The organism is Sphingomonas sp. UYAg733 (assembly GCF_054057355.1).
This window is the reverse complement of sequence record NZ_JBSRZE010000003.1, coordinates 345057-357833: the sequence shown is the minus strand read 5'-3', so window position 1 is coordinate 357833 and position 12777 is coordinate 345057. Positions and strand designations below refer to the sequence as shown.

General features: G+C 63.2%; 9 protein-coding genes. 6 read left to right on the top strand and 3 right to left on the bottom strand.

Annotated elements, in window-relative coordinates:
• The first annotated feature begins 157 nt into the window (after window positions 1-157).
• Entirely contained in the window at window positions 158-520 is a 363-nt protein-coding gene (locus tag ACVWZA_RS09080; protein WP_457310878.1) for an endonuclease domain-containing protein, read from the top strand.
• Window positions 521-540: 20 nt separating this feature from the next.
• On the opposite strand, the gene ACVWZA_RS09075 is transcribed toward ACVWZA_RS09080, so the two are convergent.
• Complete coding sequence (locus ACVWZA_RS09075) at window positions 541-2142, bottom strand: carboxyl transferase domain-containing protein (RefSeq protein WP_457310863.1); 1602 nt, start codon at window positions 2140-2142, stop codon at window positions 541-543.
• A gap of 184 nt (window positions 2143-2326) precedes the next feature.
• Here ACVWZA_RS09075 and ACVWZA_RS09070 point away from each other — a divergent pair, with 184 nt between their 5' ends.
• Window positions 2327-4393 carry a M13 family metallopeptidase gene (locus tag ACVWZA_RS09070; protein WP_457310862.1) on the top strand — a complete coding sequence of 689 codons (2067 nt, stop codon included), beginning with the start codon at window positions 2327-2329 and terminating at the stop codon, window positions 4391-4393.
• A 71-nt stretch (window positions 4394-4464) separates the two neighbouring features.
• On the opposite strand, the gene ACVWZA_RS09065 is transcribed toward ACVWZA_RS09070, so the two are convergent.
• Both ACVWZA_RS09065 and ACVWZA_RS09060 read right to left on the bottom strand, forming a co-directional pair.
• On the bottom strand, window positions 4465-4881 hold the full coding sequence (locus ACVWZA_RS09065; RefSeq protein WP_457310861.1) for a YbaN family protein: 417 nt from the start codon (window positions 4879-4881) through the stop codon (window positions 4465-4467).
• Window positions 4882-5344: 463 nt separating this feature from the next.
• Window positions 5345-6826: a winged helix-turn-helix domain-containing protein gene (locus ACVWZA_RS09060; protein ID WP_457310860.1), complete on the bottom strand. Its 1482-nt coding sequence runs from the start codon at window positions 6824-6826 to the stop codon at window positions 5345-5347.
• A 171-nt stretch (window positions 6827-6997) separates the two neighbouring features.
• Between ACVWZA_RS09060 and ACVWZA_RS09055 the strand changes: the two genes are divergently transcribed.
• The 4 genes from ACVWZA_RS09055 (at window position 6998) to ACVWZA_RS09040 (ending at window position 12771) form a co-directional block, all read left to right on the top strand.
• A complete protein-coding gene (locus ACVWZA_RS09055) occupies window positions 6998-7690 on the top strand; it encodes an outer membrane protein (protein ID WP_457310859.1) in 693 nt (230 codons plus the stop codon).
• Window positions 7691-7735: 45 nt separating this feature from the next.
• A complete protein-coding gene (locus ACVWZA_RS09050; RefSeq protein ID WP_457310858.1) occupies window positions 7736-7951 on the top strand; it encodes a hypothetical protein in 216 nt (71 codons plus the stop codon).
• Between the two features lie 427 nt (window positions 7952-8378).
• Window positions 8379-11216 (top strand): autotransporter outer membrane beta-barrel domain-containing protein, encoded by a 2838-nt coding sequence (locus tag ACVWZA_RS09045; protein ID WP_457310857.1) that lies wholly within the window; start codon window positions 8379-8381, stop codon window positions 11214-11216.
• 118 nt (window positions 11217-11334) lie between these two features.
• Window positions 11335-12771 (top strand): hypothetical protein, encoded by a 1437-nt coding sequence (locus ACVWZA_RS09040; RefSeq protein ID WP_457310856.1) that lies wholly within the window; start codon window positions 11335-11337, stop codon window positions 12769-12771.
• Window positions 12772-12777: the final 6 nt, after the last annotated feature.

The following is a 12777-nucleotide window of genomic DNA, read 5'->3' as shown; positions in this document are numbered from 1 at the left end:
GGCGACATCGCCGCCGCGCCGGGGTGGGTGGCCACCCACCCCGGCGCTCAGTCGCTTCCAGCAGAAACGAGCCGTGCTCGTCTAGATACAAGGGGCAGGCGCTGTGCTGAGTGGTCCGGGCAAGACGATCAGGCAATCGCGCAGACTTCGGCGCGCGATGACGTTGCCCGAGGTCGCTTTGTGGGCCGTGCTGCGCGGCAGGCCGTCCAGCATCAAGTTTCGGCGACAGCATCCCGCCGGTCCCTATACGATCGACTTCTATTGCAGCGACGCCCTGATCGCGATCGAAGTCGATGGAGAAGCGCACGGGCGGGGCGATCAGCCGGCGCGGGATGCCGAACGCGACGATTGGATCGCGGGCAAAGGTGTCATGACCTTGCGTATTCAGGCGAAGGACGTCCTTGATGATCTCGACGCGGTGGTGAAACATCTCGTCGAACATGTGAGGTTGCGCCTGCCCCTCCACCACCCGGCTGCGCCGGGCGGTCCCCCTCCCCGAGACGAGCTCGGGGAGGATTGAGTAGGGCGCGGCTTCTTCCCTCACATCCGGAACACGCCGAACGCGGGACGTTCGGGAATCGGGGCGTTGAGCGTCGCGGCGAAGGCGAGGCCGAGCACGTCGCGGGTCTGTGCCGGATCGATGATGCCGTCGTCCCATAGCCGCGCGGTCGCGTGCCAGGGATTGCCTTCATCCTCGTAACGCTGGCGGATCGGCGCCTTGAACGCCTCGGCCTGCTCCTCGGTCCAGCTCTCTGCGTCGCGATGCACTGTGGCCAATACGCTCGCCGCCTGCTCGCCGCCCATCACGCTGATCCGGCTGTTGGGCCAGCTGAACAGGAAGCGTGGGCTATAGGCCCGGCCGCACATGCCGTAATTGCCTGCGCCAAAGCTGCCGCCGATCAATACGGTGATCTTGGGCACGGTCGCGGTGGCGACGGCGGTGACCAGCTTGGCACCATGCTTGGCGATGCCCTCCGCTTCGTACTTTCCGCCGACCATGAAGCCGGAGATGTTCTGCAGGAACAGCAGCGGGATACGCCGCTGGCAGGCGAGTTCGATGAAATGCGCGCCCTTTTGCGCGCTTTCGCTGAACAGCACGCCGTTATTGGCGAGGATCGCTACGGGCAAACCCCAGATATGCGCGAAGCCGCACACCAGAGAGGTGCCGTAGAGCGACTTGAATTCGTGGAATTCGCTGCCGTCGACAAGACGCGCGATGATCTCGTGCACGTCATAGGGTGCACGCACATCGCTCGGCACGATGCCGTACAAATCCTCCGCATCGAATTTCGGCGGGCGCGGCTCCTTCAGGTTAACGTCACCGGGCGATTGCGGCTGCAACGTCGAGACGATATCGCGCACGATGGTCAGTGCATGCTCGTCATTCTCGGCGACATGATCGACCACGCCCGAGCGGCGGCCATGCGTATCGGCGCCGCCCAGTTCCTCGGCCGAGATCACTTCGCCGGTCGCTGCCTTGACCAGCGGCGGTCCGGCGAGGAAGATCGTGCCCTGGTTGCGCACGATCACCGTCTCGTCGGACATTGCCGGGACATAGGCGCCGCCCGCCGTGCAACTGCCCATCACACAGGCGATCTGCGGAATACCCAACGCCGACATGTTCGCCTGGTTGAAGAAGATACGTCCGAAATGATCGCGGTCGGGAAACACCTCGGCCTGGTGCGGCAGGTTCGCGCCGCCGCTGTCGACCAGATAGATGCACGGCAGCCGGTTGAACTCGGCGATCTCCTGCGCGCGGAGATGCTTCTTCACCGTCATCGGGAAATAGGTCCCGCCCTTAACCGTCGCGTCGTTGCACACGATCATGCACTGGCGGCCGGAGACGCGGCCAATGCCGGCGATCAGGCCCGCGCCGGGCACCTCGCCGTCGTACAGATCGTTGGCGGCGAGCTGGCCGATCTCGAGGAATGGTGAGCCGGGATCCAGCAGCCGCTCGACCCGATCGCGTGGAAGCAGTTTGTTGCGCGAGACATGCCGTTCGCGGCTTTTCTCCGATCCGCCCAGCGCCGCCGTCGCGACATCGGTGCGAAGCTTATCCGCCAGCGCACGGTTGTGCGCGGCGTTGGCGCGGAAAGTTTCGCTCTCGGGCGACAATTTCGTATCGAGCACCGGGGCGCTCATGGGGCCGACATCCCTTTATGGTTTGGAACGGTGACTAGCGGTGCGAATGCACGATGGGAAGTGGACCAACCGGGTCGATCGCTGTGCCGATCGTTCGTTGATGGCCTGTTCGTTGATGGGCTAGCGCGTCGCGAGCGCCGGGTGTAGCTCTGTCATCATACAGCAATACCGGAGAGAGTGCCCTATGAAGCGTTCGATCGTCCTCGCCCTGCTGCTTGCCAGCGCGGCCTGCTCGCCCTCGTCGACCACCAGCACGACCACCCAGTCCGCCAGCGGCACCCTTGCCGGTGTCGATCAGGCTTTGATCAACAAGGCTGTGAAGCCCGGCGACGATTTCAACACCTATGCCAGCGGCACCTGGTTCGACAAGGCCGAGATTCCCGCCGATCGGTCGAGCACCGGTGTCGGCTACGACGTGTTCAAGGTGGCGGAGGGGCGCAATGCCGGCCTGATTCAGGCCGCACTTAAGGCCAATGCGGCGGCGGGCACCGATGAGCGCCGCATCGCGGACTATTACACGGCCTTTACCGACACGGCGGGTATCGAACAGCGCGGCATGACACCGCTCAAGGGTCAACTCGACGCAATCACCGCGTTGAAGGACAGGGGTGCCTTGTCGGCCATGCTTGGCGCGACCATGCGGGCGGATACCGATCCGCTCAACGCCAGCAACTTCCATACGGAAAACCTGTTCGGCCTGTTCGTAACGCAGGATCTCAATCGGCCCGAGGTCACGATCCCTTATCTGATGCAGGGCGGCATCGGCCTGCCCGACCGCGACTATTATTTGTCGTCCACGCCCGAGATGGCCGGGCTGCGTACCGCTTATAGGGCGTATGTCGCGAAGCTGCTGACACTGGCCGGCGTCAGCGACGCCGCCGCCCGCGCCGACCGGATCATGGCGCTCGAAACGAAGATCGCGAACGCGCATTACGACATCCTCACCAGCCAGGACGCGCATCAGGCGACGTCGTGGAAGCGCGAAGATTTCGCGGCAAAGGCGCCGGGCATCGACTGGAATGCCTATTGGAATGCGGCGTCGCTGCCGTCGCAGCAGGATTTCTCGCTGTGGCAGCCCGGCGCGATCACCAAACTGTCGGGGCTGGTCGCGAGCGAGCCGATAGAGGCATGGCAGGATTGGCTGACCTTCCACACCATCAATCAGGTGACGGCGGCGCTGCCCAAGGCGATCGATGACGCATCGTTCGACTTCAACAACCGGACGCTCAACGGCACGCCGCAGCAACAGCCGCGCGACAAGCGCGGGATCGCATCGGTCAATGCGCAACTCGGCGACGCGGTTGGCCAGATCTATGTCGGCAAATATTTCCCCGCCTCATCGAAGACCGAAATCCAGGGGATGGTGAAAAACATCGTCGCGGCGTTCGACAATCGCCTGGCCAAGCTCGAATGGCTCTCAGCCGAAACCAAGGCGGAGGGGCGCAAGAAACTCCAGGTGCTGATCGTCGGCGTCGGATATCCGGACAAATGGCGCGACTATTCGGCGCTGGAGATCAAGGCCGGCGACCCGGTCGGCAATCTGCAGCGTGCGCGCCTCGCCGAATATCGGCATCAGATCGCCAAGATCGGCAAGCCGGTCGACCGTAGCGAATGGTGGATGACGCCGCAGACAGTCAACGCGGTCAATCTGCCGGTGCAGAATGCGCTCAACTTCCCGGCCGCGATCCTCGAAACGCCGTATTTCGACGCCAAGTTCGACGCGGCGGCGAATTACGGCGCGATCGGTGCGGTGATCGGTCATGAGATCAGTCACAGCTTCGATAATCTCGGCTCGGATTTCGATTCGACCGGCCGGCTGCACAATTGGTGGACTCCCGCCGATCTCAAGCATTTCGAAGCCGCCGGCGCAGCCCTGGCCGCGCAGTATGATGCCTATGAAGCGCTGCCCGGACTGCACCTCAACGGCAAGCAGGAACTGGGCGAGAATATCGCCGATGTCGCCGGCCTGACCGCATCGTATGAAGCGTATCGTGCTTCGCTCGGCGGCAAGGAGGCACCGGTGATCGACGGGCTGACCGGCGACCAGCGCTTCTTCCTCGCCTTTGGCCAGAGCTGGCGCACCAAGATGCGCGAAAAGGCGCTTCGTGCGCGCATCGCGACCGATGTCCATGCTCCGGCGCCGTGGCGCGTGCAGACCGTGCGCAACCTCGATGCATGGTATGCGGCGTTCGCTGTGAAGCCCGACGAGAAACTGTACCTCGCGCCGGACAAGCGCGTGAAGGTCTGGTGATCCGATACGGCGGCGCGGATCACTCGATTCCGGGTGGACGCGCCGTCGGCCAGGTCATGCTTGGTGCCGTTTCATGATCGATGCGGCGGTGGCCGGGAGACGATAAAGGCCGCGCAGCCTCCGAGCAGCAGCGCCACGACCAGCGCAAGCCAGAGCGACGGGTGAGCGCAGAGCAGAAACAGGCTAAAGCCCAACGCCATCCCGCTACAGGCGGCGATCTTCGCCGCGCGCGGTATCGCTTTTTCACGACGCCAGGCACGCAATACCGGCCCGAAGCGCGGATGATCGAGCAGCCACGCCTCCAGCTTGGGCGAGGATCGGGCGAAGCAGCCTGCGGCCAGGATCATGAAGATCGTCGTCGGCATGAGCGGTACGACGACACCGATCAGCCCGAGCCCCACACAGAATAGACCGAGTAGAAGCCATCCCGTCCGAACGGCGCTCGCGACCGGCGTTCTGTCGGGCGGCTGTTCACCCGATATTGGCATCGATCGGCTCAAGGAAATACATGAAGGCCGCTTTAGCGGCTGTCGTCCCACGTGTCTCCCCGCCTGGCGCGGACGCAAGCGTATCGGGCGCGGTCGCGAATTCGGGTCAGTTCGGGGGGGCGTCAGGATAGGGCTGGTGGTGAAAATCACACGCTTGGTACCTGTTCGTCTATCGGCAGATGACGACTAGAGCCGGTCGTTCCGCGCCGCCAGGGTGAACGTCCGGTGCTGTCGCAACCGGCCATGCGCATCTTCAAAAGCCGTCAGTCGGCAACGTGCCGTAATTCGAGACGCTCGCTCCCGATTACTGCCGCGATCGGCCGGCCCAACGCCACCGACATTGGAGTTAGGTCGATCGCCGGCATCAGCCTCTGCCCTCTCAATGTACGTTGAAGGGTGAGCGTCGCACCTTCGGCCAATTCGTCGCAAGAGCGGTGGAAAGCTTGCCGCTTGAGTGCGACGGTCAGCGTGCGAGTTCAGCGCGAAAATCAGGTTGGGAGCCCGAATGCCGCCAATACTCTTCCAGTCCGGTTCGTTCGAGTATTGTCGCAAATCCGGGGAGCTCCCGCAGATTGAAGGTGTCGCGTCGAAAGAGGACGACACTGTCGGGTTGTCCAGCGAGGGTATAGGTGCCCATCATGTTCACGCCGGGAGCCTGTGCCTGGGGCGGGTCCGAACGGAATATCTGATCGGCGATCTCAAGTGCGGCTTCGGGCTGATCCAATGTCGTCAGCGCGTGGATCGCGACGGTTGCGGGGGCGATGCCGATCCGTGCGAAATCGGTAAAGTTCTTGCGCGCGGCGGCCATGTCGGCGGGGCGGCGGTCGCGCTTGGCGATGAGGTGCAGGCGGCGGCGGGCGAGGTTGGGGTCGTCCGGCGAAACGCCGGGTGGCGGCGCGTCGAGCAAGGACTGTACCCGGTCATAATGGCGGGCGACGACGTTCATCCGCACGCATTCCGACCACACGAGCATGATACCGGGCCACAGCGCATAGGCTTCCTCCATCGCCGTAATAGCGTCGGCATCACGCCCGATGTCGAACAGCGCGCCCGCCAGATCGAGCGCGATCGCGGGGCTGAGCGGGTTGGTTTTGCGCAAGACGGTCAAGCGCTCGACCGCTTCTTTGGTGCGGCCTACCGACAGTAGGGAATGGGCGTGGAGGTGAAGAAGGCTCACGCTATCTGGTGTGTTCGCCAGCCCGTTTTGGAACAGCGCTTCGATCTCTCCCCAATTGTTGAATCGCGGCACTAGATTGGCGAGCGTGCCGTAAGCCTGGCCCAGCCCAGGATCGAGGGCGAGGGCGCGGTCTATCGACCGGCTACTTTCGGCGCGGGCGGGTCCCTGCATCGGTGCGGGGAGGTACAGCATCAACAACCGTTGCGCCTCGGCAAGTGCTGCCCAACCCGGCGCGAAGTCCGGCGCGCGCGTGATGAGTTGTTTCAGATAGGCCAATGCCTGTTCGAGCGGCTCACGGGACGGTTGCTCCAGTCCGACCAGCGCCCGTGCGAAGAGGTCGCGCGCAAGCGGGTCCGCAATCGGGGCGGATGCCCCCGTGGAAGGCGGAGGCGCAGGGTCCGGCGCAACTGTGTCGACGGGAAGCGGCTGGATCAGGCGGTAGCCGATCCGTGGCAAAGTCTCGAGGCGGGATGTGGGTGCCGATGCAGCGATAAGGCGACGCAACAGGCTGATGACGCGGTTCACGGCATCCGGGCTTACGGTTACGCCGCCCCAGCATCTGGCGGTCAACTCCTCCCGGGAGACGGTTCCGCCGTCCGCTCGGGCCAGCGCGATAAGGACCTGCATCAGGCGCGGCTCCAGCCGTTCCGACACATTACCGTGCTGAACTTCACCACTGGACGGGCGAACGCGCAGCCCGCCGATCGAGAAGTCGGTTTCGTCCGCTAGGCGGATCGGCCGCGGCGCGATGCGGGAATGTTGCTCCACCCAATCCTCCTATTCCGACAGTGATTTTCGCGTCTCGCGCCTTCGTCAGCATTTCATAAGCTTCGCATCAGGTTTTCATCAGCCTAGCCGGCTTCCCACAGTATTACCGCCCTGTATTCATTGTTCTTGGAAGAGCATCGCGAACGATGTGAAGGTAGCTTGGAGGTATCGATGCGTAGCGGTAGAAAATATGCCATTCTTTTGACGGCTGCATTAGTTGCGGGCGCGGCTTCCACGCCAGCGATGGCGCAGGATTGGTATGTCTCGGGCGCGGCGACAATATCGGTGCTCGATGATCCGGATTCGATCATTCACAACGCCCCCACACCCGGTGCGACCTTATACATCACGAACGTCCTCGAAGATACCGGCTGGGGTGGACAGGCCGCAATCGGGCACCGTTTCGGGCCCGTGCGGATTGAGGCGGAGGTCGGGCGCACGCACACAGACGCAAAGCGCTACGTCGTTACCGCGCCGATCAGCAATGACCTCCCGCAGACCGGCGGAGACACGGTGACTCGGTTCATGGCCAACGCGTATTTCGATGTGCCGCTCAAGGGCATCGGCGTGCAGCCTTATTTCGGTGCTGGCGTCGGCTACGCGACCGTTCACGTCACGACCAAGGCGTCCAGACCGTTCGGCCCGCCGACCGAGCCTACTCAATTGATCGACGATCACGTCAACGGAGTCGCGTGGCAGGCGATGGTGGGAATGGCCGTGCCGCTGTCCGCGCGTTTCGCTGTCACTGCGCAATACCGGTACATCAGCGCCGGGACACTGCACGGCGAAGATACGCGCGGGCAGGATTTCCAGACCAATATCCACGGTCACAATGTCGATCTCGGGGTCCGCTTCTCCTTCTAGCACGCGCTCGAGCCGGGCCATCCACAACATTGGCGAAGACAGAAGATGGCGTCACCGGCGTTGTCAGAACCCGACAAAAATTCGGCACGATCCCAATGGGACGCGGCGGCTGACGGCTGGAATGAACAGGCACCGCAAATTCGTGCCTGGCTCGGTGATGCGACGGCCGCAATGCTCGACATGGCGGACGTAGGGCCGGGCATGAAGGTGCTGGATGTTGCGGCGGGCCTGTCGAGTTCGACGACGACAACATTTTGTTAGATCCAGGACGAAGGGAACAGAGATGACAGAGATGTATCTCGGGCAACAGCACGAAGACAAGTTGCTGCGCCTGCACAATCCCCTGCGAGCCGACTGGTGGCTTTTTCAGGATCGCCAGCAGAATCATCCATTGGGCAGACGCTGCAACGCATAACGCCAGCTAACCGGCTGCCGGCAGCAGACGGGTGCCTCGCGATCGCCAGCGTTGCGCGCGGCAGGGCAAGCTTTCCCGCCGGTCTCTGCAATTTCCAAGGTCCAAGGGGGACACATGACCAATTTCTCTATGCGCCATCGGCGCACGTTGCTTTGTGCGTCAGCCATATTCTGCACGGCCATGTGGTCGGGATCGGCCTGGGGCGCTGCGCAGGGTTGCGTCCCGCAATCGCCAGGCAGCAACATCTATACCTGCATTTCGCCAGCCGGCACGGTGACCACCACCCAGAACATCAACGCCGGCGGGAATTCACCACCCGTGGTGATTACCGCTGATCCCGGCTTTTCACTCAAGACAACCAGCGGCGATGCCATCGACGTCGACGCTATTGGCAGCTTTGCCGACGATGCCACCTCATCGATCATCGGTGCCGCCAACGGCGTCAGGTTCGGGAGCACCGCCGGCACCGGCGCGATCAGCGTGACCGCCAATGGCACTATCACCGGCCAGAACGGCTACGGCATCTACATGCCCGGGAGCGGCGGCCCGACTACCCAGAAGCTGACGATCAACGCGGGCGCGAAAGTCAGCGGCAGCAACGGCGCTGTGTATGTGCTCTCCCAATCCGCAGGCGACATCACCGTGGTGGCGAACGGCACTCTGACCAACGGCATCCAGGGCACCGTTCTAGCCGTGTCGCAGATGTCCAGCGCCGCCAATGCCGGAAACGTCAACATCACCGTCGGCGGCACGGTGACGGATATAACCAGCTCCCTACAGGCCAGGGGGTATTGGGGCATCGTGGCGGGGAACAACAGCCAGAACATAACGATCAACCTGACGAGCACCGGTGTCGTCAATGCGCATCAGGGGATTCTCGCCGGGGGCGTCGGCGACGTTTCTGTCATCATCGATGGCAAAGTGAGCGCCGACATGGACGAGCAGGCGCTCAATGTGAATACGAACAACGGCATCAGCATCAAGGTCGGTGCGAGCGGCACCATCAACGGCGATGTTTATGCCTCCGGGTCCGCGCCCGCTGTGGGTAGGAGCGTGACCTTCACCAATGCCGGCACGATAAATGGCGGTGTCACGCTCGATCGCGGGATCGCGGTCGCGAACCAGGATGTCACCTTCACGAATACCGGAACGATCAACGGCGCGGCCACGGGTTCCAGCGCAATTTTCATCAACCGCGGCGGCACGACCCTTCTTCAGGGCGGCGCCATCACGGGCAACGTGACAATCCTCGGCGGCGATGTGGTGACCTGGTCGGGCGGCACCCTTAACGGCGGCATCCAGGTTGGCGATGATGGCAGCAGTTCACATGCCAGCACGGTCAATATCGTCGGCATTTCGGAGGCGAACCTCGAGAATGTGACGTACGTCAGGAGCAGTTTGGCGCAATTGGCGCAAGTCGATATTCTGAACCTGAATGGCATCACCTACCACGGTGGGAAATTCGGCGAGATAACCGGGTTCCGTGCGCTCAACTTCATCAATAATACCGACTGGACGCTGGCTAACTCTGGCTCCGTGACCCAGATCAGCAACGTCACCATCGATTCCACCTCGATGCTGCGCGCGGGCAATAACATTAACGCGACCCTCGGTGATGTTTCCTTCAACAACGCCGGTACGCTCGATCTGAGTAACGGCAACCATGCCGGCAGTCGGCTGTTTGTCCCGGGCCGCTTTACCCAGGCTTCGACCGGAAATCTGGTGATCGGGGTCTCGCCAGCCGCGATCGACCTGGTGTCGGCGACCGGCAATGCCAGCCTGGCCGGCACGGTGACTTTTGCCTGGGCGCCGGGCACTTACAGCGCCGGCACGCGCAGCTTCGTGCATTCGGCCGCTGCGCTTTCCGGAACCTTTGCCACCGTGGCGAATGCCTCGGGAACCAGCGCCCCCAGCGGCTTCGACGTAAGCGTCGGCTACACCGGCACCGACGCGCAGTTGGTGCTGGGCACGCCTACTCCAACGCCAACGCCAACGCCTACTCCAACGCCAACGCCAACGCCAACGCCAACGCCAACGCCAACGCCTACTCCAACACCAACACCAACACCAACACCAACCCCCACACCCACACCCACTCCGACCCCGGCACCCACGCCTACTCCCACCCCGACACCAACGCCGGTTATCGTCGCGCCGGCCGACGCGCGGATCTTCAGCGCGCAGGGCTTTGCCTTTGCCGCCGCTAACGAGCAGGATGTCATCGCGCTTCTCTCCCGGACCGAAGCGGATGGCGGCGGCCACACCGCGTACAATCTGGGGATGGCCTCAGGCCCAAGGGCCCGGATATGGCTTGATCTGGGCGGGCGGTCACTCTCGTCGGGTGGCTCTCGCACGTTGCTGCCCTTTTCGTCGCACGACCTCACCATCGAGGCTGGCGGCGATGTCACGCTGGGCTCGGGTGGGCGCCTCGGCGTTGCGCTGGGCTATGGCCGGCAGAAGCTGAGCGACGCAGCCGGCGGCGATGGCCAGAGCGACACCCTGCGCGTCAACATCTATGCCTCGCAGTCGATCGGCCCGGTCGGCCTGTCGGCGGTGGCCAGCTATGCCCATGGCTGGATCGATACCGACCGAGAGACGGGCATCGGCCGGGCGCATACCAGACGGCAGATCAGCGAGTGGCTGGGCGGGGTTCAGGCCGCGGCTCCGTTTCAACTGGCCGGCGCGACGATCACCCCGGAGGCCGGTGTTGTCGTCTCTCGTCTGCGCGCCGATGGTTTTGCCGAGGCCGGTAGCGTGCCCGGCTCCTTCCTGATTGCCGGCCGGGCAACGGCGCGAACTTTCGCCTCGCCCTTTGCCCAGATCGGCTGGTCTTACACGATCACGCGGCCGGACGGTTTGCAGATCATCCCCGATGCTCGGATTGGTTATCGCTACAGCCGGGCGGCGTCGGGCGCACCGGTCACGCTGGTCGCCGCCGACGGAACACTGTTCGAGGGCAACCGCATCGACCTGCCCAGCGGCAGCCTGACCGCGGGTGCCAGCCTGACGGTCCATCAGGGGCTCTGGACTGGCTTCGTCACTTGGCGCGGCCAGTTTGGGTCAACCTGGCAGGACAATGGCGGCACGGTCGGCGTGCGGCTGGCATTCTGAAGTGCGCATGCCGTTTTTCCGCACCACTCCACCACCGTGGTCGCCATTCGGGCGGGCAAAGCGCCAGCCTGATCTGCCCAATCGCCTCATTCGATTCCGAGAGGTCCAACGCGCATTCGTGAATCTGTCCGATCAGATAGCCGAGGGTCATTCAGCCGAGCGGCTGATCGCCATAGTGAACGACCAGAACACCACCTGTACCCGGGCCAACGGCCAATTCTGCATTGTCAATGTCGACGATTGCAATCCCAGCTCACGAGGAGGATTTTCTATGACGCAATCTCTTTTTAGTTCGATCCAAGCCCTTCGGTTCCTGCGTCGCCTTGCGTCTGCTGCGCTGTCGGTCTCGGCATTAAGTCTTTTCGCTGCGCCGGCAGCGGCGCAAGTGCAGGGGGATTTTATCGGCGGCAGCTCCCGCATTTGTCTCGGTGACGACGCTCAACTGACAATCACGCTAGCCAATGACTGTCCGGCACCGCCCTTTCAGGATCGAAATCTGCACGGGCTTCGCTTCGGGCCCGATGCGGCACCCACTACCCTAACCGATGACGGCAGCGCGACATTCGGCGGTAGCGCGATCTTCAATGGCGGCGTACAGTTCAATGGCCAGGTGAATCTCGCAGGCTACACAACCGTAAACCAGCTCAATTCAGGCAGCATCGTCAACTCGGGGACGATTTCGACCAACAACCTGAACACAAGCGCGCTGCACGTCACCGGGAATGGAAGCTTTTCCGGTGCACTGTCATCCGACACTTTCTATGCGAATTCCGCCACCATTGCCGCGCTGCACGTGCCTGGCGCGGCGACTTTCGACACTACCGTAACCGTCGGCGGCAGCTTGACGGCGCACAGCATCACCGCGACCAATGGCCTTGTCGTAGCCAGCGGCGCGACCATCGACGCAGGTGGCAACCGCATCCAGAATGTAGGCGCGCCGACGGCGGGCACGGATGCTGCAAACAGGGATTATGTGGACAGCACGGTCCAGTCCGTGCAATCGGGTGTCGCCGCGCTGGGTACGCAGGTTGCGAACCACGAAACCAGAATCGCCGCCGTGGAAACCGTCAATACTCAGCAAGAAACCCACCTCACCGCGATCGACACCCGGAACGCCACGCAGGACGTCCACCTGACCGCAATCGATATCCGTGACGCGGCGCAGGACAGTCACCTGTCTTCCATCGATACGGTGAATGTTGGCCAGGACGCTCGAATGACCGCGATCGAATCGGTCAACTCCCAGCAATCGCAGCAGATCAGCACGCTGCAGGATCAGGTCGGCGGGTTGCGCACTGATGTGGCCGGGCTCCACCAGGATATCCGCCGCGCCAATGGCGGCATCGCCGCCGCGGTCGCGCTCGGCGGTACGATGATCGTGCCCGACAGCAAACTGTCTTTCTCGTTCAACCTCGCGACCTATCGCAGCGAACAGGCCTATTCGGGCTCGATCGTCGGGCGGGTGTCGAACAAGGTCTATGTCCAGGCCGGCTTTGGCGGCTCGACCGTGCGCGGATCGAGCGCGGGACGGATCGGCCTCACCTTCGGCCTATGACGAGCC

Excerpts from the sequence above, each read along its gene's own strand:
- ACVWZA_RS09080 (WP_457310878.1), top strand. The coding sequence starts at position 158 with ATGACGTTGCCCGAGGTCGCTTTGTGGGCCGTGCTGCGCGGCAGGCCG.
- ACVWZA_RS09075 (WP_457310863.1), bottom strand. The coding sequence starts at position 2,142 with ATGAGCGCCCCGGTGCTCGATACGAAATTGTCGCCCGAGAGCGAAACT.
- ACVWZA_RS09070 (WP_457310862.1), top strand. The coding sequence starts at position 2,327 with ATGAAGCGTTCGATCGTCCTCGCCCTGCTGCTTGCCAGCGCGGCCTGC.
- ACVWZA_RS09065 (WP_457310861.1), bottom strand. The coding sequence starts at position 4,881 with ATGCCAATATCGGGTGAACAGCCGCCCGACAGAACGCCGGTCGCGAGC.
- ACVWZA_RS09055 (WP_457310859.1), top strand. The coding sequence starts at position 6,998 with ATGCGTAGCGGTAGAAAATATGCCATTCTTTTGACGGCTGCATTAGTT.
- ACVWZA_RS09050 (WP_457310858.1), top strand. The coding sequence starts at position 7,736 with ATGGCGTCACCGGCGTTGTCAGAACCCGACAAAAATTCGGCACGATCC.